Source organism: Collinsella tanakaei YIT 12063, assembly GCF_000225705.1.
GTDB classification, from domain to species: Bacteria; Actinomycetota; Coriobacteriia; order Coriobacteriales; family Coriobacteriaceae; genus Collinsella; species Collinsella tanakaei.
The window spans coordinates 199,001-221,300 of the sequence record NZ_JH126467.1; the positions used below are offsets into that span (position 1 = coordinate 199,001).

General features: G+C 58.2%; 23 protein-coding genes. 22 read left to right on the forward strand and 1 reads right to left on the reverse strand.

Annotation, left to right across the window (positions count from 1 at the left end; translation table 11 throughout):
* Positions 1 to 101 precede the first annotated feature (101 nt).
* From mreB to rsfS, 14 genes are all read left to right on the forward strand, one after another.
* Complete coding sequence (gene mreB / locus HMPREF9452_RS00945) at positions 102 to 1,133, forward strand: rod shape-determining protein (RefSeq protein ID WP_040362080.1); 1,032 nt, start codon at positions 102 to 104, stop codon at positions 1,131 to 1,133.
* 78 nt (positions 1,134 to 1,211) lie between these two features.
* On the forward strand, positions 1,212 to 2,135 hold the full coding sequence (gene mreC, locus HMPREF9452_RS00950) for a rod shape-determining protein MreC (protein WP_009140219.1): 924 nt from the start codon (positions 1,212 to 1,214) through the stop codon (positions 2,133 to 2,135).
* Between the two features lie 10 nt (positions 2,136 to 2,145).
* Positions 2,146 to 2,700: a rod shape-determining protein MreD gene (gene mreD / locus HMPREF9452_RS00955; protein WP_009140220.1), complete on the forward strand. Its 555-nt coding sequence runs from the start codon at positions 2,146 to 2,148 to the stop codon at positions 2,698 to 2,700.
* 17 nt (positions 2,701 to 2,717) lie between these two features.
* On the forward strand, positions 2,718 to 4,769 hold the full coding sequence (gene mrdA / locus HMPREF9452_RS00960) for a penicillin-binding protein 2 (protein ID WP_009140221.1): 2,052 nt from the start codon (positions 2,718 to 2,720) through the stop codon (positions 4,767 to 4,769).
* Between the two features lie 17 nt (positions 4,770 to 4,786).
* Positions 4,787 to 5,995 (forward strand): FtsW/RodA/SpoVE family cell cycle protein, encoded by a 1,209-nt coding sequence (locus tag HMPREF9452_RS00965; RefSeq protein ID WP_009140222.1) that lies wholly within the window; start codon positions 4,787 to 4,789, stop codon positions 5,993 to 5,995.
* Positions 5,996 to 6,021: 26 nt separating this feature from the next.
* Positions 6,022 to 6,918, forward strand: coding sequence for a hypothetical protein (locus HMPREF9452_RS00970; RefSeq protein ID WP_009140223.1), 897 nt, complete (start codon positions 6,022 to 6,024; stop codon positions 6,916 to 6,918).
* 74 nt (positions 6,919 to 6,992) lie between these two features.
* A complete protein-coding gene (locus HMPREF9452_RS00975) occupies positions 6,993 to 8,870 on the forward strand; it encodes a TIGR03960 family B12-binding radical SAM protein (RefSeq protein WP_009140224.1) in 1,878 nt (625 codons plus the stop codon).
* Positions 8,867 to 9,652, forward strand: a complete 786-nt coding sequence (locus tag HMPREF9452_RS00980; protein ID WP_009140225.1) for a TIGR03936 family radical SAM-associated protein — start codon at positions 8,867 to 8,869, stop codon at positions 9,650 to 9,652. The genes HMPREF9452_RS00975 and HMPREF9452_RS00980 overlap by 4 nt, the downstream gene beginning before the upstream one ends.
* A 274-nt stretch (positions 9,653 to 9,926) precedes the next feature.
* Entirely contained in the window at positions 9,927 to 10,289 is a 363-nt protein-coding gene (gene rplU, locus HMPREF9452_RS00985; protein WP_009140226.1) for a 50S ribosomal protein L21, read from the forward strand.
* Positions 10,290 to 10,324: 35 nt separating this feature from the next.
* Positions 10,325 to 10,582 carry a 50S ribosomal protein L27 gene (gene rpmA / locus HMPREF9452_RS00990; protein ID WP_009140227.1) on the forward strand — a complete coding sequence of 86 codons (258 nt, stop codon included), beginning with the start codon at positions 10,325 to 10,327 and terminating at the stop codon, positions 10,580 to 10,582.
* A gap of 102 nt (positions 10,583 to 10,684) precedes the next feature.
* Positions 10,685 to 12,100, forward strand: a complete 1,416-nt coding sequence (gene obgE, locus HMPREF9452_RS00995) for a GTPase ObgE (RefSeq protein ID WP_009140228.1) — start codon at positions 10,685 to 10,687, stop codon at positions 12,098 to 12,100.
* A 1-nt stretch (position 12,101) separates the two neighbouring features.
* Positions 12,102 to 12,755, forward strand: coding sequence for a nicotinate-nucleotide adenylyltransferase (gene nadD / locus HMPREF9452_RS01000; protein WP_009140229.1), 654 nt, complete (start codon positions 12,102 to 12,104; stop codon positions 12,753 to 12,755).
* Between the two features lie 62 nt (positions 12,756 to 12,817).
* Complete coding sequence (gene yqeK, locus HMPREF9452_RS01005; RefSeq protein WP_009140230.1) at positions 12,818 to 13,414, forward strand: bis(5'-nucleosyl)-tetraphosphatase (symmetrical) YqeK; 597 nt, start codon at positions 12,818 to 12,820, stop codon at positions 13,412 to 13,414.
* A gap of 10 nt (positions 13,415 to 13,424) precedes the next feature.
* Positions 13,425 to 13,892 carry a ribosome silencing factor gene (gene rsfS / locus HMPREF9452_RS01010; RefSeq protein WP_009140231.1) on the forward strand — a complete coding sequence of 156 codons (468 nt, stop codon included), beginning with the start codon at positions 13,425 to 13,427 and terminating at the stop codon, positions 13,890 to 13,892.
* 53 nt (positions 13,893 to 13,945) lie between these two features.
* Here rsfS and dinB read toward each other — a convergent pair whose 3' ends face one another.
* The gene (gene dinB, locus HMPREF9452_RS01015; RefSeq protein WP_009140232.1) at positions 13,946 to 15,241 is read right to left on the reverse strand and encodes a DNA polymerase IV; all 1,296 of its coding nucleotides are present in this window, start codon (positions 15,239 to 15,241) and stop codon (positions 13,946 to 13,948) included.
* Positions 15,242 to 15,431: 190 nt separating this feature from the next.
* On the opposite strand from dinB, the gene rpsP reads away from it, so the two are divergent.
* From rpsP to HMPREF9452_RS01055, 8 genes are all read left to right on the forward strand, one after another.
* A complete protein-coding gene (rpsP, locus tag HMPREF9452_RS01020) occupies positions 15,432 to 15,776 on the forward strand; it encodes a 30S ribosomal protein S16 (protein ID WP_009140233.1) in 345 nt (114 codons plus the stop codon).
* Between the two features lie 6 nt (positions 15,777 to 15,782).
* The gene (locus HMPREF9452_RS01025) at positions 15,783 to 16,088 is read left to right on the forward strand and encodes a KH domain-containing protein (protein WP_009140234.1); all 306 of its coding nucleotides are present in this window, start codon (positions 15,783 to 15,785) and stop codon (positions 16,086 to 16,088) included.
* Positions 16,089 to 16,092: 4 nt separating this feature from the next.
* Entirely contained in the window at positions 16,093 to 16,608 is a 516-nt protein-coding gene (rimM, locus tag HMPREF9452_RS01030) for a ribosome maturation factor RimM (RefSeq protein WP_009140235.1), read from the forward strand.
* 22 nt (positions 16,609 to 16,630) lie between these two features.
* Entirely contained in the window at positions 16,631 to 17,398 is a 768-nt protein-coding gene (gene trmD / locus HMPREF9452_RS01035) for a tRNA (guanosine(37)-N1)-methyltransferase TrmD (RefSeq protein WP_009140236.1), read from the forward strand.
* A gap of 2 nt (positions 17,399 to 17,400) precedes the next feature.
* Positions 17,401 to 17,958, forward strand: a complete 558-nt coding sequence (gene lepB / locus HMPREF9452_RS01040) for a signal peptidase I (RefSeq protein WP_009140237.1) — start codon at positions 17,401 to 17,403, stop codon at positions 17,956 to 17,958.
* Between the two features lie 173 nt (positions 17,959 to 18,131).
* Entirely contained in the window at positions 18,132 to 19,025 is an 894-nt protein-coding gene (locus HMPREF9452_RS01045) for a glycine--tRNA ligase subunit alpha (RefSeq protein ID WP_009140238.1), read from the forward strand.
* Entirely contained in the window at positions 19,025 to 21,112 is a 2,088-nt protein-coding gene (gene glyS / locus HMPREF9452_RS01050) for a glycine--tRNA ligase subunit beta (RefSeq protein WP_040362084.1), read from the forward strand. The genes HMPREF9452_RS01045 and glyS overlap by 1 nt, the downstream gene beginning before the upstream one ends.
* Positions 21,113 to 21,273: 161 nt before the next feature.
* On the forward strand, positions 21,274 to 22,131 hold the full coding sequence (locus HMPREF9452_RS01055) for a pyruvate, water dikinase regulatory protein (protein ID WP_009140240.1): 858 nt from the start codon (positions 21,274 to 21,276) through the stop codon (positions 22,129 to 22,131).
* Positions 22,132 to 22,300 lie beyond the last annotated feature (169 nt).

Here is a 22,300-nt window from a genome sequence, read left to right on the forward strand (position 1 = left end):
TGGTAACTTTTTCGAATCGCACCGTCGTTCTCAGCGTCTCCATACGTCAGCGCTACACTTCTTTGGAACCCTAACCTTTTGGAGTGACCTTGTTTTCATTGATGGATATGTTCTTCGGTCAGTATGATGGCGACCTTGCCATCGACCTTGGAACCGCCAATACCCTGGTGTCCGTTCGCGGCAAGGGCATCGTCATCCGCGAACCTTCCGTGGTCGCAATCGATAAGAATGACGAGCGAATCCTTGCCGTCGGCATCGAGGCCAAGCGCATGCTGGGCCGTACTCCGGGCAATATCGTTGCCGTTCGCCCTTTGAAGGACGGCGTTATCGCCGACTTCGATGTGACGGAGGCTATGCTTCGCTACTTTATCGATAAGGCCTCTGAGAAGCGCTATCCGTGGACGCCGCGTCCCCGCGTTGTTGTCTGCGTCCCCTCCGGCGTTACCAGCGTTGAGAAGCGTGCCGTCTTTGAAGCGACCATTCAGGCCGGAGCTCGCCAGGCTTACCTCATCGAGGAGCCCATGGCCGCTGCGATCGGCGCCGATCTTCCCGTCGAGGAGCCTACCGGATCCATGGTCATCGATATCGGCGGCGGCACTACCGAGGTCGCGGTCATCGCCATGGGCGGCATCGTTGTTTCGCAGTCTATCCGTGTTGCGGGCGATGAGTTCGACCAGGCGATCCTCACCCATGTTCGCGATGCCTATAACCTGGCAATCGGCGAGCGCACTGCCGAGGATATCAAGATCAAGGTTGGTTCCGCTGTTCCTCTCAAAGACGAGCTCGACGTCGAGGTGAACGGCCGCGACGTTATAAGCGGTTTGCCTAAAACGGTTCGCATTGAGAGCGAGGAGATTCGCAGGGCGCTTAACAAGCCGCTGGACGAGATGTCCAAGGCTGTTAAGGACGCCCTCGACGCCACTCCTCCCGATCTTGCGAGCGACCTTATGTACTACGGCATTCTCCTTACCGGCGGCGGCGCTATGCTGCGTGGTCTCGATGTGCGCCTTCGTGATGAGACGGGTGTTGCGGTCAACGTCAGCCCCACCGCTCTCGATAACGTGGTCAATGGCTGCGCGCGCGTACTGGAGGCGAATGCCTTCGACGGCGGCTTTGTCCAGAGCAACGCGTAAAGGGGCGTTATCGTTTTGCCTCGATCCAACAAGAAGCGCTATACATCGACGCTGAACAATAGAAGACAGTCATCGGGAATGCGCCCGTTTGTTATTTGTTGCCTGGTCTCCCTATTGCTGCTCACGTTTTACGTGCGCGAAGGGGAGGCCGGCGTCATTCACTCGATTCGCAGCGGTGTCAACACGGTCGCTACGCCCGTGAGGATGGTCGGTGCCGTGGTGGCGACGCCGTTCAACGCGATCGGTAACGTTTTCACAAACCTTTCGGCGCCTCAGGAGACGCTATCGGAGCTTAAGAAGCAAAACGAGGAACTCACCTCTGAGCTTGCCCAGCTTACCGAGGCCGAGAAGACCGCTGAACGACTCGAGAGCCTCTTGGGTCTTCAGTCCACTTACAACTTGCAGTCCACTGCCGCCCGCATAATCGGCACCACCGGCGACGCCTGGTCTCAGACGGTGACGATTGACAAGGGCTCTGCCAATGGATTTGAGATCGGCATGCCTGTTTGCAACTCCGGTGGCGTAATCGGGCAGATCATCGAGGTTTCCGCCGCAACGTCTACGGTACGCCTTATCAATGACGAGAATTCCGGCGTCTCCGCTATGGTTCAGAGCACGCGCGCGCAGGGAATTCTTCAAGGTCAGCCCGATGGCACGCTTATGTTGAGCTATGTCCCCGCCGATGCCGATGTTAAAGTCGGCGACGTCATTATCACCTCGGGTCTCGGTGGGCGTTTTCCCAAAGGACTTCCCTTGGGTACGGTTTCTTCGGTTAGCCGCGCTGCCAACGCGACCTACTACACCATCGTGGTCAGGGCCATCTCGACTGCCGAGAGCAATGAAGAGGTGCTCATCATCACGTCTCTGACCGATGAGCAGGCTGCTTCTTCCGAGGACGTCGCTGCCGCCAATACCGCTGCCCAGGGGAATGGCGTCGCCTCTACCCAGGATGCTTCCGCTGATTCGGCTGACGCATCCGCCGACGGCTCTACTAAGGAATAGGAGGGGACCTTTGGAAGTTCGCGATCCTCATCGCCAGCGCCGCTCGCTTGCCATCGCATGCGCTGTCGCCGCCGTACTTCAGCTTGCCTTGGCGCCCCAGATTTCTTTGTTTGGCGGCGCTTTCAATTTCATGCTCGTCTTCGCCCTTTGCATGTCGATGGGGAACGAGATCGGCTCTGCCGTGTTGATTGGCTTCTTTTCGGGCCTGTTCTACGATATGACGTCGGCGGCTCCGGTGGGTTTGATGTCGCTGCTCCTCACCATTGGATGCTTTTCGTTGGCTACCGTATCCCACGGCGTCTCGGGAAACGCGTCCTCGGATTCGATGCGCTTAATCGCGGTCGCGATTCTGGCAATTAACGTTGTCAATGGGGTCGTGCTGTTCTTCATGGGCGTTGAGGGCGGTTTTGTTTCCGCCGTGCTCGTTTACGGTCTTGCCTGCACCGTTCTCGATACGATAGCCGCTCTTCCTTTTCTTGTGCTTGTTGGTGCGTCGGAGCCAAAAAAGGGTTTCTCGGCACGCGCTAAGGGTACACGGTTCAAGAATTACAAGAGCCTGAAGTAAAAAGGGGGTGATCGTGCATGGATGCCCAAATGGTCGTCATCGTTGCTGGAATCATTCTCTTTGTCGCGGTTATCGGTTCGTTGCTGTTTCTACGCGGCTATTCCAGCAAGTTCACGTTTGATACAAAGAACGGTACCAGGCCCCGCGCCTCAGAGGGCGAGGGAAATACCCCCGGCGTAGCCATGAAGGGGCGTTTCCAGATTTTGACCGCCGGCGTTGGCGCGGTATTTGCCGCGGTCGCGGCGAAGCTGTGGAGCATGCAGATGGTCTCCTCTGATTATTATGAGGGCCTATCTCAGGATAACCAGACGCGTACGGTCACCACGCCCGCCCCGCGCGGTCGCATCCTCGACCGAAACGGCATAGAGCTTGTCACCAACCGTCCATCTCTTGTGGTGGGTGTCTATCGTGATTTTGCGGACGATGCCGTTGCCGTAAGGCATCTCGCTAACGTGCTGGGCATACCTTATATGGCAGCGCTGCGCAACATTCAGGACTACTCGCAGAGCGCGCAGAGTCTGCATACCGTTGCATCTGACGTTCGCTTGTCGACGGTCGCCCATATCCAGGAGCATGCGACCGAGTTTCCCGATGTCCATGTCTACGAGCGCACCGAGCGCGTTTACCCCTATGGAACGCTTGCGTGCCACGTGCTTGGCTACACCGGTACCATTACCAGCGACCAACTCGCTGCGCAAGATGAGCGCGAGGAGAACGGTGAGACCTCTGCGAACGATATCGAGTACCAGTCTGGTGACATCGTTGGCCAGGCGGGTGTCGAGACGCGCTACGAAAGCCTGTTGCAGGGAATCCGTGGCGAGCAGACGGTAAAGGTCGATGCCTCGGGTAACGTCACCGCCGAGGCGGGGGCAGTTCCGCCGCGAGCCGGTAGCGATGTCAAGCTCACGATCGACCTCCAAATCCAGCAGGCCTGCGAAGAGGGTCTCAAGCGCGCAATGGAAAAGGGCCAGGCCTCTGGTTATAAGGCGAACGCCGGCGCGTGCATCTGCATGGATTGCACCAACGGCGAGATCTTGGGCATGGCGAGCGCCCCCTCGTTCGATCCGTCCGTATTTATCGGTGGCGTCTCGAGCGATGACTGGTCTAAGCTCAACAGCGATGACGGCGGGCGACCCATGATCAACCGCTGCGTTAGCGGCCAGTATATGTCCGCGTCTACCATTAAGCCCTTCAGTTCGCTCGCTGCACTTGAGTATGGCGTCTACACCTCGTCCCAAACGTCTAATTGCCCTGGTTGGTGGACTGGCCTGGGCGATTCCGCCGGCCGTTGGTGCTGGGACCACGCAGGTCACGGCACGCTTGGCCTTCAAAAGGGAATCACGCTGTCATGCGACGCCGTCTTCTACGATATCGGCAAGGCTTTTTATTATGACGAGAAGAACCCCGAAGGCCTTCAGGAGATGTTCAAGCGGTGGGGCCTTGGCTCCCTTACCGGCGTGGATCTTCCTAGCGAAGCCGAGGGGCGCGTGCCCACGGCCGAGTGGAAGAAGGAGTACTTCAGCAGCTGGTCTGATGAGGAGCGCTCGTGGAACCCGGGCGACATGCTCAACATCGTCATTGGACAGGGTGACATTTTGGTTACGCCGCTGCAGATGGCGACCGCCTATGCCGGCATTGCCAATGGCGGCAAGGAGTACGTGCCCCATGTATTCCTTTCTGCGGTTTCGCGCGACGGCGATGGCGATGCGGCGAGTTACCAGGTCAAGGAATTGCGCGATGTCCAGGTGAACAACGAAAGCGAACTCGACCTGGTTCACAACGGACTCGAGGGGGTTATTTACGAGGCGAGTTCGTCCATGGCAAACCACTTTAGCTCTCTGGGCGTTCGCGTAGCGGGCAAGTCTGGTACCGGTCAGAAGACGGGCGATGACGACTACTCCTGGTTTATCTCCTATGCACCGGCAGACGAACCCAAATACGTTGTCGTCACACTGGTCGAGCAGGGTGGCTTTGGCTCCACTTCCGCCATGGTGGGAACAAGGTACGTGCTCGGCGTCATCTACGACGCTCCGGACTCTATGGCTGTCTCCGGCGGCAGCGGCGACTAGGAAAGGAAGTGATGGCCATGGCAACAGCCGCCCAAGGGCGCTCGTCTTCCGCGAGCAGCCTCAAGCGCGTCAACAAAAAAGTGGTGTCCTCGCGCAACTCCTTTTCCCAGCGCGTGAATGTTCCGGTTCTGGTCGCTACATTGGGACTGGTTATTTACGGCATCTTGGTGATCTGGACCGCCTCGCTGTCCATTTCAAATGCCTCCTTTCCGCGCCACCTGGTCGGTGTTGGCTTGGGAGCCATCCTCAGCATCCTTGTTTGGAGGACTGATCTGCGTGGATTGGCGAATATGTCGACAGTGCTTTTGGTGCTCGATATCATCGTCATCTTCTCCCCGTATATACCGGGCCTTTCTTACAACGCTAAGGGCATGACCGGCTGGGTTCAGATCCCTTTGATAGGGTTGACGTTTCAGCCGGTTGAGCTCGCGAAGATCATCACTACGTTTTTTATCGCTGGTTTGGGCGCGCAGTATAACGGCCACATCGATACCGTACGCGATTACGTGAAGCTGTGCGGCATGCTCGCCGTTCCATTTTTGTGCGTTCTGGCGGCGGGAGACCTGGGCAGCGGCCTTGTGGTCTTTGCCGGCGGCGCCGTTATTATCATGATGAGCGGTGCAAAGAGGGAGTGGGTTCTCTCGACCATAGCCATCCTTATCGGCTTGGTCTCGCTGCTTTTAGCGGCCGACTCGGTTGTCGATGCCCTGCTTGGCAAGGATGTCCTCATTAAGCAGTATCAGATGAATCGCTTGCTGGTATTCATCGATCCTTCCGCGGATACCTCTGGAGCGGGTTACAACCTTATGCAGTCGCTTATCGCCGTGGGTTCTGGCGGCTTTTTTGGTAAGGGCATCGGTAACGCGACTCAGGCTGCAGAAGGCTTCTTGCCCGAGGCCCATACCGACTTTGTGTTCGCATTGCTGTCTGAGGAGTTTGGCTTTGTGGGCGCAATCATCCTTCTGGCTTTGTTTGTCCTACTTATCTTCTCGAGCATTCGCGTTGCCGTAAAGAGCGATTCGCTTTTCCTTAAGTTGGTCGCCGTGGGCCTGGTGGGCATGTGGACGTTTCAGATCTTTGAGAACATCGGTATGTGCATCGGGCTCATGCCCATCACGGGCATTCCGCTTCCGTTCATCAGCTTTGGTTCCAGCTCCATGTTGATGCAGTTCACCATGGTAGGTATCATCCAATCCATTTGGAGCCATCGCTCCAAAGCCGCGTAACACATGTTAGGAGACAGGAGGCTGCCATGCGAGTTCCCGTCGATAAGGTGGCAAGCGCCGTTAAGATGGGCGCTGCTGCAAAGCGCGAGCAAGATGTTCCCGTTCGCGTCGCCGTGTTTGTTGATGCGACCGCGACGCGCTTTCTCATCGATACCGTGCGCCACGCGTTGGTTCCTTCGACCACGTCTGGATTGGTGCGGGTTGACCGCCTGGGCGAAGATCCCGTCGCCATCAAGCCTGACACCGATGTGGTCCTTGTTCTTTCTTGCGGGTCGGACCGTCTGCAAAGCGCCGTCCGGGAGCTTGTGGTTGGCGGAGCGCCCGTGTGCGTCCTATGCGAATCGAGCGTCGAGGCTCCGTTTATCCAAAGCGATACGCCCGTGCTGGGGTTGATTGCTGCGCAAGATGCCGACCACCTGCTTGGTCAACTCTCTGAATGGATTATGGACCGCACGGATAAGCAGACTGCCTTTGCTGCCTGCTTTGCCTTTATGCGGCGCGCCGCGTCTAATCGCGTGATCGCTTCTACCGTTGCGGCCAATGCCCTTACGGGGGCTTTGGTATTTATACCGGGCGCCGATTATCCCGTGATGACACTGGCTCAAATAGGCATGCTCTTCCAGCTTGCGAGTGCATACGATAAGCCTATACGCTTGGAGCGCGCATACGAAGCCGCTGGCGTGGTCGTTTCCGGCTTAGCGGTGCGTGCCGTCGCACGGCAACTGTCGAGCCGCGCCGGGTATGGCGCGTTTGCGGTCAAAGCGCTGTGTGCGGCTGCCGGCACCTATGCTATGGGGCGCGCGCTGACGTTGGTCTACGAAAGCGATATAGATTACGAGCCCGTCAACCGCGTTGTCCTGGGTGTTGCCGACCGTGTTCGCCAGGCATTTGCTGGAGGAGCCGAGACGGCCAGGCAGGAATAGGGGAGTCGTTTGCCACCCATCCCGTTATCGTCCAAATCATCGTCCTGATAAAACTGCAATAAAAAGGAGGCAGCGTGCGCATTCCCTATGAGGATCGCTTCGCAGATCTTGAACCCCTGCTTGCTCGCGTTGAGAAGCCTAGCCGCTACATCGACCACGAATGGGGAACCCTATCGAAGGTCGACGCGGATTACCGCGCGTGCCTGATTTATCCCGACACCTATGAGGTTGGTCTTCCCAACCAGGGTATCGCCATTTTGTACAACGTGCTCAACAAGCAGGAGGGCATCTCGTGCGAGCGCGGATACGTGCCTTGGGTGGATATGGCCGATGCCATGCGCGAGGCCGGGGTCCCCTTGTTGTCGCTTGAGGGCGCGGCTCCTGTCGCGTCTTTTGACGTGGTGGGTTTTCATGTCCCACACGAGATGGCATGCACCAATTATCTTGAAGCGATGGATCTCGCGGGCATTCCGTTTTATTCTGCCGATCGCGGGGAGGACGACCCCATCATCATCGCCGGTGGTCCTTCCGTTTATAATCCGGAGCCCCTTGCGCCGTTTTTCGATGCGATTTTGATCGGTGAGGGCGAGGAGTCCATTGTCGAGGTCTGTCGCGAGCACCAGCGCCTGCGCGATGCCGGGGCCACCCGTCAAGAGATCCTGCGCGGTCTTGCCCGCGTTGCGGGCACCTACGTTCCGAGCCTTTATGAGATTAGGTATGACGAGCCCTGCACGGAGCACGGGTATGCGGTCCCTCGTGAGGGGGAGGATGTTCCCGAAGTCGTATATAAGCGCGTGGTCGAGGACTTTGGCGCTACCGACCCGCTGAGTCAGTCTGTCATTCCGTATACCCAGCTGGTTCATGACCGCCTGTCTGTCGAGGTTTTGCGCGGCTGCGCCCGCGGTTGCCGATTCTGCCAGGCGGGCATCACGTACCGCCCGGTGCGCGAGCGCTCGGCAGACCAGATTGTCTCCGCGGTAACGCGTGGCCTGGCTAAGACCGGCTACGACGAGGTGTCGCTCACCTCGCTCTCGACCACCGATCATTCTTGCTGCGAGCAGATCCTGTCACGCCTTAATCGCCGTCTTGAGGATACGGGAATCTCCGTTTCCATTCCCTCTCAGCGCTTGGACTCCTTTGGCGTGAACATGGCGCTGCAGGTTGCGGGCGAGAAAAAGGGCGGCTTGACGTTTGCGCCCGAGGCGGGTAGCCAGCGCATGCGCAATGTCATCAACAAGGGCGTTACCGAGGAAGACCTGGAGCGCGCGACGCGCGCCGCGTTCGAAGCGGGTTGGCGTCGTTGCAAGCTCTATTTCATGATGGGGCTTCCTGGGGAACGGGACGAAGATATCGTCGCGATCGCCAATCTGGCCGACCATGTGCTGGACATTGCCCGCGAAGTGGTTCCCAAGGGCCAACGCGGCGGTATTTCCGTATCCATCTCCGTTTCCGTTTTCATTCCCAAGTCGTCCACGCCGTTCCAATGGTGCGCTCAGACGCCTGATGATGAGGTCAAGCGCCGCCAGCAGCTGTTGCTGAAAAGCGTCAAGAACCGTGCCGTTCGCGTGCATTACCACGATGCCGAGACGTCGTTGCTCGAGGCCGTCCTCTCCCGCGCCGGCCGCGATATGGCTCCGGTTATCGTGGACGCGTGGCGTGCCGGCGCCCGCTTCGATGCGTGGACCGAGCAGTTCTCGCTTGAGCGCTGGGAGCGCGCCGCGGAGAGCAACGGCATCGACTTGCGCCATATCGCCAGGACTCCCTTTGACCTTGATATGCGCCTTCCGTGGCAGCATGTGAGCCCGGGTGTATCCCAGGGCTTTCTTAAACGCGAATACCGTCGCGCCCTTGACGGCGTAACCACCCCCGATTGCACCCGTAGCTCCTGTGCGGGCTGCGGTATCTGCCCCACGCTTCATGCTGAGAACGTTTTGGTAGGTGAGCGCTCGTGAGCGACCAGAATCTTCCGTCCCTCTTCCGCTTGCGCGTCCGTTATATCAAGCACGGGCGCCTGGCGTACCTCGGCCACCTCGAGGTCCTGCATACCATCGAGCGCGTAATCCGTCGAGCGGCGTTGCCCTATGCTGTTACGCAGGGCTTTTCTCCGCACATGCGGGTGGGATTCTCCTCCGCGCTCCCCGTTGGTACTAGCTCGACATGCGAATACTATGACGTGTTCTTGACCGAGCTTGTGCCTCACGCAGAGGCTTTGCAGCGACTGGTCGCTGCCTCGCCTGAGGACCTTATGACTCAGGAGTGCGCCTACGTCGATGTTCGCACGCCCGCGCTCACGGCGCAGATAACGCGCGTGGGGTATAGGGTGGGGCTTTTCTGCCGTGAATCAGCCTCCTTTGAGTCGAGCGATATCGAGCGGGGTCTGGACGCCATCGCTCGGCTTGGGCAGATTCCCTATGCGCGCGGAAAAAAGAGCAAGGTGATGGATATCGAGCGCACGTTGGTTGGTTACCAGGTGGCTCCCGGTGCGGCTTTGGGCGATTTCATCGTCCAGCTCGATACGCGCTGCGATAACGAGGGTGCCTTGAGGCCCGAGATTCTGCTTGCCGCGCTCGATCGCTTCCTGTTGGGCCAGGAGATTTCGCCCGAGGAGCGCCCCATTGTTTCCACCGGCATCCAGGATCTTGTGTCCATCAAGAGTTATCGCGTGGAGCGCGTGTTTCAGATGGTGGAGGATGAAAACGGCAGCCTGGTAGACCCCCTTGCGGCTCGTCGCTAGCTTTGCTGGCTGACGGAGGGCGCGGGCGGGTTACCGTTCAAGCTGGTCATTTTATGTAGCCGCACCATGTATACGGGCTTTGAGCTATAGTTAGCACCTGGCGCAGCGTCGTCCAGCTCGCATCATCCGTATGCAGGTGCAGCGTCAATCCAGTGAAACAAGGGCAACTTGTGAATACGCTGGGGAAATGTTCCTCGTCTTTGTTGACGGGTTAAGATTCCCCTGCTACTATATTCGGCTGTTGCACTAACTGATGCATGAAGGGCAAGAAACAATGTACGCAATCGTAACAACGGGCGGCAAGCAGTATAAGGTCGCCACCGATGATGTTCTTACGGTCGAGAAGATCGAGGGCGAGGCCGGTACCAAGGTCGAGCTCCCCGTCATCTTCCTGAACGACGGCAAGAAGATCATCACGGATCCTGCCAAGCTCGCAAAGGCTAAGGTCACTGCTGAGATCGTCGACCAGTTCAAGGGTGAGAAGCAGCTTGTTTACAAGTTCAAGAAGCGCAAGCGCTATCACAAGCTTCAGGGTCACCGTCAGCAGCTCACCAAGCTGAAGATCACCAAGGTCCAGGCTACTTCCCGCGCCAAGAAGGCCGTTGCCGAGGACGCCGCTGCTCCCGCAGCGGAGTAACTCCACCCAAGAACTGTAGAGAGTAGGTATCAGACATGGCACACAAAAAAGGTCTTGGTTCCTCCCGTAACGGCCGCGACTCCCGCGGTCAGCGTCTCGGCACCAAGCGTTTCGACGGTCAGTTCGTGAAGACCGGCGAGGTTCTCGTCCGTCAGTGCGGCACCCACATCCACCCCGGTGAGAACGTGGGTCGTGGCAAGGACGACACCCTGTTCGCTCTGGCCGAGGGCAAGGTCAAGTTCACCCGTGGTGCTAAGCATCGCGTGAACGTCCTTCCCGTGGTTGAAGCCTAAGTCCCTTCACAGCATAGGCAAATAGGGAGGCCCTCGGCTGTAGCCGGGGGCCTCTTTTGATATGCTCAGGGTAGTTTTACCGATAACGAGGAGGATACGCAGATGTCCCAGTTTACCGATATTTGCCGCATCAATGTCAAGGGCGGCGACGGCGGCGCTGGCTGCATGTCGTTCCGCCGAGAGGCATATGTTCCCAAGGGCGGTCCTGACGGCGGCGACGGCGGTCATGGCGGCAACGTTATTGTCAAGGCTGACGCGCAGCTGTCCTCGCTGATTGATTACCGCTTTAAGCATCATTTCCGTGCCGAGCGCGGCACCCACGGCCAGGGTTCGCGTAAAGACGGTAAGAACGGCAGCGACCTTATCTTGAAGGTCCCCATGGGAACCGTGGTTCGCGAGATCGACGGCGAGACCATGGAGCCCGCCTATGAGATCGCCGACCTTACCCACGACGGGGAGAGCGTAGTTGTTGCTCCCGGCGGTACCGGAGGACGCGGCAATCCTCATTTTGTCACCTCGACGCGACGTGCGCCCGCTTTTGCCGAGAAGGGCGAGCCGGCGATTGAGCACTGGATCGAGCTCGAGATGAAGTTGATGGCCGATGCTGCTCTCGTGGGCATGCCCTCGGTCGGCAAATCCTCGCTTATCGCCCGCATGAGCGCCGCTCGTCCGAAGATCGCCGATTATCCGTTCACTACTCTCGTCCCCAACCTGGGCGTTGTTCGCGCGGGTGAATATTCCTACGTGGTCGCAGACGTCCCCGGCCTTATCGAGGGTGCAAGCGAGGGCCGCGGCCTGGGCCACCAGTTCCTGCGTCATATCGAACGCACCGCTTTGATCTTGCATGTCGTCGATATCACCGGTGGTTTTGAGGGGCGCGATCCGCTTGAAGATTACCGCATCATCAATGACGAACTTGCCGCCTATGCTCCCGAGCTCGCAGTGCGTCCGCAGATTGTTATCGCGAACAAATGCGATGCCAGCGGCATGACCGAGCGAGTCGCCGAGCTTAAGCGGGCGGCTTTGGATGACGGCCACGCCTTCTTCGCCGTCTCGGCTCTTACCGGCGCCGGCCTTCAAACGCTGATGCTTGCTTGCGGTGAGCAGGTTGCCGAGCTTCGCCGCGAGCTTGCCGAGACCAGCGACGCCCCAGAACTTGATGAGGGCAAGTGGGAGCGCGAGCGTCAGGCTCGCGATCGTCGCTTCCGGGTTGTACGCGAAGATGGCGTAGCATGGCGCGTGGTTGGTCGCGGTATCGAGCGCCTGGTTGTTCAAACCGACTGGGAGAACGAGGAGGCCGTTATCTACCTTCAGCATCGTTTGGGTCGTATCGGCGTGGATGATGCTTTGGTCAAGGCGGGCTGCAAACCTGGCGACGAAGTCCGCATCGTGGGCTATGCTTTCGACTTCGAGGGTGCTGGTGACCTTGACGACGACGATTATGAAGACGACGTCGATTATGAAGACGACGTCGATTACGAGGCTCTTGCTCTAGATGACGAGGATACGGAGGAGTAAGATGCCCGCTCGAGCCCCGCAGCGCCTTCCCGAGCTTGGACTTGATCCGCAGCACGAGTACCGCCTTGGCATCATGGGTGGCACGTTTGATCCTGTGCATTACGGACACCTGGTAACTGCAGAGCAGGCTCGCGAGGCGCTTGACCTTGATTTGGTCCTCTTTATGCCCGCGGGCAGCCCCGCGTTCAAGGATGATGAGGTGGTGACGAGTGCTGAGGACCGCTACGCGATGACGGTGCTCGCCACTGCGGCAAACGCTGACTTTATCGCCAGCCGTTTCGAGATCGATCGCGACGGAACTACCTACACAGCCGATACGCTCAGGGCGCTTCGCGCGTATTATCCAGATAACGTGAAGCTGTTCTTTATCACGGGCGCCGATGCGATACTTGATATCGTGACATGGCATGATGCGGAATCCATTGCGGGGCTCGCCACGCTAATCGCCGCTACTCGGCCTGGATACGATATCAACCAGGCATGTGAGAGGGTCGAGGCATCCGGCATCTCGTTCGACGTTCGTTATATCGAGATTCCGGCCCTTGCCATCAGCTCTACTAACATTCGGCAGCGCGTTAGCGAGGGTAAGAGCGTTCGGTATCTCACCTCGGAATCCGTAATAGGTTATATTCGCAAGAACGGCTTGTATCGATAGCGTCGGTACCCATCTTGCGGCGATGCGCTGCTTGCCGTCGCCTTGCTTGAAAGGAGGGTCGCGTGCCCCAAGATCAGATTGAGGAGCTTGAGCGAATCAAGGCGCTGCTCGAGGAGCGAATGGTGTCCAAGCCCCGTCGTTATTCGCATTCGCTCGGCGTCGCCTCGTGCGCGGCGTCGCTTGCCAAAACCTATGGGGTCGACCAGTTCGATGCTGCGGCGGCGGGTCTGCTACATGATTGGGATAAGGTTCTCGACGATCATGAGCTGCTGGTCCGCGCTGCTCACATGGGCATCGAGGTCGCCGGTTCGCCCTCCATGGCCGTTGGGCTGCTGCACGGCCCCGTTGCCGCGCTCGAGCTCCTCGAGCTTTTCCCCGCGCTCAATCCAAGCGTGTTCCAGGCGATCGCGCGCCACACGGTAGGCGCTGTAGATATGACGCCGCTCGATATGGTCGTCTTTATCGCAGATGCGATCGAGCCCGGTCGACGTGGTGACTACGCTATCCGTCTTCGCGAGATGGTGGGCGAGGCTTCCTTGGGCGAGCTATTCTTCCAATGTTTCTCCCAAGGACTTTCCTACGTCATCTCTACCGGTCGCTATATGTATCCCACGGCAATTACCATCTATAATCATTACGCGTGCGCGCGTTCTCATTAGAAAGGCAGCTATGTCAGACCAGATTGCAAATCAGGACGTTGAGAAGACCGAAGGCGATGGGAAGGGTGTAAACGAGAGCTACACCGCCAGACCCGAGCGCGCGGCAGCATCGCTTTCAAGCGCCGGCATCGATGCTCGTGCGGTTGCGGAAGTCGCTGCCCAGGCAGCCTATGATAAGAACGGCGATGATATCCAGGTTCTCGATCTCACCGAGCTTTCCGATGTGTGCGATTACTTCGTTATCGCCACGGGTAGCAATACGCGCCTCGTCGATTCAATCGTTGATGAGATCGAAGAGCAGGTTGCCAAGAAGTGCGATGAGCATCCGTTTTCGATCGAGGGACGCGACGAGCGCTCCTGGATCTTGATGGACTACGGTTCGGTCGTCGTTCACGTCTTCACGCCCGAGGCTCACGACTACTATCGCTTGGAAAAGCTGTGGGGCGACGCTCCGGTGCTGGACCTCGTTCTCGACTAGGTCCTAAAGTTTAATTTTTACACTTGGCGGGACGTCGGGAGACGTCCCGTTTGCTATTTCCATTTATCACGGTTGACTAGGTCGGAATCAAATCGGGTCGCGCGTCCATAACCTACGGCCGCATCGCCAAAGCGCTCGCGAACAGCGTCCAGGGCGATTGAAAGATCGCGTCTGGAACTCGCCACCGCACCCCGTTCGTCGACCTCGCAGAACAGATCCGTCTGGATTCCGCCTTCCAAATCGAATCCGCTAAGACCTATGCCGGCCAGCCTCACGGGCATGTCGGGCGACCAAATGCTGTCGAGCAGCCCTGTCGCCACCGGGACAAAGATATTCTCGTCATCGGTGGGATGAGCGAGTTTGCGCTGGGCGGACCTGCCGCTTCCGTAGGAGTATTTCAGCTTGAGGGTGACGGTGCGGCCGGCAAGCCCTTTTTTGCGCAGCCTTCTGCCCACGGACTCGCCCAACACGGCGATGGCCGCCTCGATATCTCCTCGGTCGGTAAGGTCGCGGGCGAACGTTCGCTCGTTGCTGACCGATTTCACGTCCTCGGGATCGTCTATGCGCGCGACCGCGCTTCTCTCTCGCCCCTGCGCACGGCGCTTTATCAGCTCTGCGTTGACGCCAAAAATGGGGCGAAGGATTGAGGGCGATGCCGAGGCGAGCTGGCCAAGCGTGTGGATTCCTGCTTTTGATAGCTCGTGTTCGGCTCGTTTGCCGATTCCGCTCATAGCGCGGACGGGGAGGGGAGACAGGAATCCCTGTTCGGTTCCGGGCAGGACAACGGTGAGCCCTCGCGGCTTGTCGCGCTCGCTTGCTATCTTGGCGACGGTTTTATTGCAGCCCAAGCCTATCGAGCATGTCACGCCCAAGCTCGAAACGCGTTTTGATATTCGTCGGGCTATGTCTATAGGACTTTCCGAGCAATAGCGGCCCGGCGTGATGTCAAAGAATGCCTCGTCGATGGAGACGCGGTCGACGAAGGGCGTCTCATCAACGAGAATCTGCATTACAAGAGCGCTTACCTCTCGATAACGATCGAAATGTCCGGGTGTCCAGATCGCTTGCGGGCAAAGGCGTTCCGCTTGCGCTGAGGGCATGGCGGAATGCACGCCAAAGGCTCTTGCCTCGTAGGAAGCGGTCGAGACAACGCCGCGCTGAGTCGAGCTTCCGCCCACGATGACGGGTTTGCCGCGCCATTGCGGGTGGTCGAGCTGCTCAACGCTGGCAAAGAACGCGTCGAGGTCCATAAGGCCAATTGCCGGACCGTCCCAGCCACCGAAGAGGCCGGCGGTGAAGACTGCGGCATCGAAGCCGCGGTCGCAATCGTATGTGTGTTCGATATCCATGAGGCAAGTATAGCGCGTTTTGTTGAATATGCTTGCATTTTGTCATTTCCTGCGTAAGATAGAAAAACGTCTGCGGCAATTTCGAAGAAGTTCCTGTGTAAGGACTTCACCTGCTCCCGCCGTTGGCGTAGAATATTCAGTCGTTTGTTTATCGTTGCAGCAGAAAGCTGCTTGGTTGGAGGAGTTTGCATTGGCAGTCAAGATTCGCCTTGCCCGTCACGGCTCTAAGAAGCGTCCGTATTACCGTGTTGTCGTCGCCGACGCCCGTTCGCCCCGCGATGGCCGTTTCATCGAGGAGGTCGGCCGCTACAATCCGCTGACCACCCCCAAGACCATCAGCCTCGATCTTGAGAAGATCGCTGACTGGCAGGTCAAGGGCGCTCAGCTCACCGATGCCGTCGCCGCTCTGGTGAAGGCCGCTAACGAGGGTGAGAAGGCTGCCGCCGAGCCCAAGAAGTCCAAGAAGCAGCTGGCCAAGGAGGCCAAGGCTGCTGAGGAGGCCGCCGCTGCCGCTGCCGAGGCTTCCGAGGAGTAATCCAAGGTGTCTTCTGAGATCAACACCGAACTCGATGAGATCGTCGAGGGCGCCGACACCGAGGCCCTGCTCTCCGACCGCATTGCGGACTTGGTTGAGTATCTCATCGTGAATATCGTTGATGACGTGGATTCCGTCAGCCTCGAGGTCATCGATGGCGCAGATTCCTCCACTATCGAAGTGACCGTTGCCGAGGGTGACGTCGCTAAGGTCATCGGGCGCCACGGGCGCACCATCAAGGCCATTCGCACGCTTGCGCGCGCGTTGGCTGCTCGCCTCGGCACTTCTGTCGAGGTAGAGGTTCTGGGCTAGACCTATGTCCAGCCAGTATAGAAATATTGCCCGCGTGCTTAAGGCGCATGGGTCTAAGGGGGAGGTCACCGTGGCACCGCTGCGGGGCCTTCCTCTTCTTGTAGAACCGGGCATGGAGGTCGCGCTCACGCCTCCCGCCCTTAATCGCGATAGGTTTGTGACCGTTGACGCCGTTAGCGACGATGGGGACACTGCCCGCGTTCTGTTCTCCTGCTCGTCTTCTATCGATGATGCCGAGGCTCTCCAAGGGTGCTTTATTTTGGCGCATGAGGAGGACATCGAGCTTGATGAGCTTACTGCGGCGTATGAAGACCTCATCGATCGCGATGTGATCGACCGCCGTCGCGGTTCGCTCGGCCGTATCGTCGAGGTTATGGAGACCCCGGCTAACGATGTCTGGGTTATTGACGGGGGACCTTACGGCGAGGTCCTGATTCCCGTGGTTTCCCATGTTGTATCGTCGATCCCCCAGGATGGACCCATCCTCGTCCAAATTATGGACGGACTCATTAACGAGTAACGAGAAGAGAGGCATGCTGCGGATGCTCATTGAGACGCTTTCTGTTTTCCCAGAGATGTTCGAGCCCGTGATGTCCGCCTCCATTCTTGGAAGGGCGCGTTCTCGCGGCCTGTTCGACTTTAAGGCACATGATTTGCGTGATTGGACGCATGATCGGCATCGCACGGTGGACGATGAGCCATATGGTGGCGGTGCCGGTATGCTCATGAAGGTCGAGCCTATCTACGAGGCCATCAGCGAACTCAAGTCACAGTCGGATTTGTGCCCTCCGCGCGTTATTTTTTTCACGCCCTGCGGCGCGCCTTTTACACAGCATGTTGCCGAGCGCCTCGCGGGCTGCGAGCGCCTATTGTTTGTCTGCGGTCGCTATGAGGGTATGGATGAGCGAGCCTACTCGCTTGCTGACGAGCGGCTGTCTATTGGTGATTACGTTCTTACCGGCGGTGAACTCGCCGCTATGGTGGTAACCGACGCCGTGGTTCGTCTTATACCGGGAGCGCTCGGCGATTCTATGAGCAGCGTAGACGAGTCCTTCGCTACCGGTGAAGATGGCGGGCTTCTGGAGTATGAGCAGTACACTCGACCCTCATCCTTTAATGGCATGGACGTCCCGCCCATCCTGCTGTCCGGCGACCATGCTAAAGTAGACGCCTGGCGCCGCCGAAACGCCATTGAACGCACGTGCCGCTGGCGTCCCGATCTTATCGAGTCCGCTGGCCTTACCGAGCAAGAGCGTGCGTTTGCTCTCGACCTCATTGCTCGGATGCACCCTCATGAGGAAATGGAGTAGCCGTGGAACAGAAGCCTTCCGTTTTCAGAAGCATTCTCGAATGGGTTGTCATCATCGCGATCGCCCTGGTTGTTGGTTTCTTCATCAGAACGTTTGTCGCCATGCCCTTTGTGGTTCCCACCGGATCGATGGAGCATACCATTGAGATTGGAGATCAGCTGGTCGCTGAGAAAGTGACGCTTTCTTTGGGTCAGCCCGTATCTGCAGGCGACGTTGTGGTTTTCACCAACCCGGAGACCGATTCCGATCATGATTTCCTTGTCAAGCGAGTGATCGCGACTGAGGGGCAGACCGTTACGTTTATCGGCGGCCGTGTTTTTGTCGACGGGGAGGCTTTGGATGAAGACTACACCGTCGGCAAGACGTATCCTTTGGATCAGCAGGCGGTCGATGTCGATCTAGACTATCCCTATACGGTTCCCGATGGCTGCGTCTGGGTAATGGGCGATAATCGCGAGAATTCGGCTGACTCTCGATATTTCGGTGCGATCCCGCAGGACAGCGTTGTGGGCGTTGCGTTGTTCCGCTACTGGCCCCTTAACCGCATCGGCGGAATCTAGGGCTCATCGTCCAAAAGCACTTAGCGACCCGGCTGGAGCTTCTGCTTCGCCGGGTTTTTCTTTTTAATGAGAATCGTAAAAATATCGCAGCTTGGAACCCTTATGTTACATACGTGTGCAGTTGCGCTAGAATTAATGGTTGTTTTATCCAACGTCGAGGAGATAGCAGGTTCATGAACGCTTCAGCTCTTTCCTTCCAAGACATCATCCTGAAGCTCCAGCATTTCTGGGCTTCAAAGGGATGCGTCGTCATCCAGCCGTATGATTCAGAGGTGGGCGCGGGCACGTTCCATACTGCCACGCTGCTTCGCTCGCTTGGTCCTAAGGACTGGCGCGCCTGCTATGCCCAGCCCTGTCGCCGCCCTGCCGACGGCCGTTACGGCGAGAATCCCAACCGCATGCAGCACTATTATCAGTTCCAGGTCTTGATCAAGCCCTCTCCGGAGAACTCTCAGGAGCTCTACCTTGAGTCGCTGTCTGCTATTGGCATCAATCCTGACGAGCACGATATCCGTTTTGTCGAGGACGACTGGGAGAGCCCCACGCTGGGCGCCTGGGGACTTGGCTGGGAGGTCTGGCTCAACGGCATGGAGGTCACGCAGTTCACCTATTTCCAGCAGGTGGGCGGCCTTGAGGTCGATCCCGTTCCCGTGGAGATCACCTATGGCCTGGAGCGCCTGGCCATGTACATCCAGGGCGTCGACTCCGTGTACGATCTTGTCTGGAGCCGTTCTGAAGATGGTTCCGTTGTAACGTACGGCGATGTCTTCCTGGAGAACGAGCGCGAGTTCTCTAAATACAACTTCGAGGTCGCTAACGTGGAGCTTATGCGTTCCAAGTTTGATGAATTCGAGGCAGAGTGCCATTCCTGCCTAGAGGCGGGTATTCCGCTGGCGGCATACGATTGCGTTCTCAAGTGCTCCCATTCCTTCAACATTCTCGACGCGCGCGGTGCCCTCTCCGCTACGGAGCGCATGGGCTACATCTTGCGCGTCCGCACCATCGCCAAGGCCTGCTGCGAGGCATGGCTGGCTGCTTCCACCGCAGATGCATCTAAGGAGGCTTAATCGTGGCTACACGTGATTATCTGATCGAGCTGGGCTGCGAGGAGCTGCCCGCTATTCCGCTGTACAAGGCGACCAAGCAGTTTGGCGACCTGGTTCGCGACGGCCTTGATGCCGCCGGTCTCGCCCACGGCGACGTCCGCTCTATGAGCACCCCGCGTCGCATCACCGTCATCGTTTCCAATCTCGCCGAGGCTACCGAGGCTGAGTCGCTGAGCCTTCGCGGCCCGGCTGCCGCTATCGCGTTCGATGCCGACGGCAATCCCACTAAGGCCGCCCAGGGCTTTGCCCGCGGCAAGGGGGCCGATGCATCCGAGCTTGTTGTCCGCGAGGACGAAGGCCGCGAGTACGTTTTCCTTGACATCGAGAAGCCTGCCCGCCCTGCAACCGAGATCATCACCGAGGTGGTCTCCGCCTCTATCCCCAAGCTTTCCTGGCCTCGTTCTCAGCGCTGGGGCCGCGGTCATGAAACGTTTGGTCGCCCGCTGCGTTGGATCGTCTCCCTGTTCGGCGACGAGGTCGTTCCTGTTCGCTTTGCCGGCGTCGAGGCGGGTCGCACCACCCGCGGTCTTCGCGTGCTGCACGTCGAGCCCGCTATCGCCGACGTCGCTTCGTATGAGTCTGTTCTCGAGGACGCCGGCGTCATAGTCGATACCGACCGCCGTCGCCAGCTCATTCTCGATGGCATCAAGAAGATCGAGGACGAAAACGGCCTCCGCGCCGAGACCCCTGCGAAGATCTTCGACGAAGTCGTTAATCTGGTTGAGTGGCCTCAGGTCCTTATGGGCGCCTTCGATGAGGAGTTCCTCCGGGTACCGCATGAGATCATCTGCGAATCCATGCTGTCCAACCAGCGCTACTTCCCGCTGTATAACGCCCAGAGCGGTGAATTGACCCGCAACTTTATCCTTGTCGCCAACACTCCGCTCGACGTTGCCGATACGGTAGTCGATGGTAACGAGCGCGTCGTTCGCGCCCGTCTGTACGATGCCAAGTTCTTCTACGACGAGGACCTCAAGGTCTCCCTCGAGGAGTTCCGTAGTCGCTTGGCACGCGTGGGTTTCCAGGAGAAGCTCGGCACCGTTCTGCAGAAGTCCGAGCGCGTCGAGCGCCTCTCGTCCGCAATCTGCGAGGTTGCCGGCCTTGATGCGGAGACTTCCGCGGACGCCATTCGCGCCGCGCACTTTGCCAAGGCGGACCTTGTTTCCGGCGCTGTCATTGAGTTCACCAGCCAACAGGGCGTCATGGGCGCATACTATGCCAAAGCTGCTGGCGAGCACGAGGACGTGGCCATCGCCATGAGCGACCATTATCGTCCGCGCTTCGCTGGCGACGAGCTGCCTCGCAATATCGCCGGCTGCGTTGTCGCCGTCGCCGACAAGTTGGATACCATCGCCGGCATGTTTGCCATCGATGAGCCTCCTACCGGCTCCAAGGACCCCTTCGCGCTTCGCCGCAGCGCTATCGGTATTTTGAACATTCTTCGCGAGAAGCTCCACATCGGGTATGAGGAGCTCGTTCCCGCAGCGCTCGAATCCTATGCAGAGCAGGGCATCGAGTTCGATGCAGGTGCCGTCCGCGCTTCGGTTTGCGCGTTTATCAAGGGTCGTTTGGAGCAGATGGCCCGCGACGAGAAGATCGACGCCGATACCGTCGCCGCCGTTTCCGCTGGCTCCGTGAGCGCTCCGGTTGATTACTTCGCTCTGGCGCACGCCCTTAAGGACGCCCGTGACAACGATGCGGACACTTTCGATAACCTTGCGACCGCCTATGCTCGCGCCAGCCATCTTGCAGATGCCGATCTCGGCGTCGATGTCGACGCGTCGCTTCTTGGCGATGCCGAGCGCGAGCTGTTGCAGGCATCTGACGCCGCCCAGGCCGCTGTTGACGCTGCATTCTCTGCCAAAGATTTCACTGCTGTCATCGCAGCCCTGGCCGGTCTCCGCGCACCTGTCGACCGTTTCTTCGACGAGGTGCTTGTAATGGATCAGGATGAGGCTTTGCGCACCAACCGCCTTCGGTTGCTCAACCGCTTTGAAGCTGTGTTTTCCGATGTCGCTAATATTGGAGAGCTCGCACGCAAGAAATAATCCGGACTGCTTGATGGCGGATTGATTCGCAATATGATTTACAGGGGTCGTCATCCGGCGGCCCCCGTTTTTTTATCTACTCCGTATTTGCGGTCTTGCGATTCTGAGAATTTGCTACGGTAGGGATTAACCAATGCGATTCATGTAGAAAGGGCAGGACTATGTTGCATGAAGAGGCTCGTCCGCTCGTCCTCGTCGTTTCCGATTCCCTTGGAGACACGGCTTTTGCCGTTCTGCGCGCGGCTCTTGCTCAGTTCAAGCATGGTTCGTGTGAGGTTCGAAGACTTGCAAAGATCAATGACGTGGAGTTGCTCCGTGTTGTTTTGGACGAGTCGTCGAGCCGATCCGTTGTGGTCCTCCATACCATCGTAGACGTTGCGCTTCGTCGGAAGGTCGAAGGCCTCCTTGATTCTCGCTGCATTCCCATAATCGATGTGATCGGTCCGGCGCTCGACGCGCTCTCGATGGTTTTGGGGCAGAGCCCTTCTCAGCGGGTTGGCGCCGTCCATCAAACCGACGCGCGATATTTTGAGCGAATCCAGGCCATGGAGTACTTTGTCGCACATGACGATGGACGAAATTGCAACGATTTGTCCGATGCGGATTTGGTTCTTATCGGCGTTTCCCGCACCTCTAAGACTCCTTTATCAATGTATCTTGCATATCTTGGTTATAAGGTTGCCAATATTCCCCTTGCGCTGGGGATTGAGCCGCCTGCAGCTCTATTCGATGTTGACCCAGCCCGTGTGTTCGGTCTCGTCTCAACGGTCGAGGAGATTGCGCAGATCCGCTCTAGTCGCTTGGGTGATGAGGTTTCTCGCAGCGTAGCGGGGCGGTATGCCGATCCATCCATTATCTTTGAGGAGCAGCGCGCCGCCCGTGCGCTTATGGGAAGGATCGGCTGTATCGTCATCAAGACCGACCGCAAGGCCATTGAGGAATCCGCTGCCGAGATTATCGGGCATCTGGACTATGTTCTTAGTCAACGTTCTGTTCGAGAATGTGGTAGTGCTAAATAAATACCAGCTGGTATCACCACGGTATGACCACAAGTACGTCCGTTTGCCGTTATAAATTCAACGCTCGCTTCGGTTCATACGTTCTTCAAAGCAATTTATTCATTTCTTCCTATCATGCACGATATCCGTCGGGTCCCCATACGACGCGGCGGTTTATTCGCATTGGTGC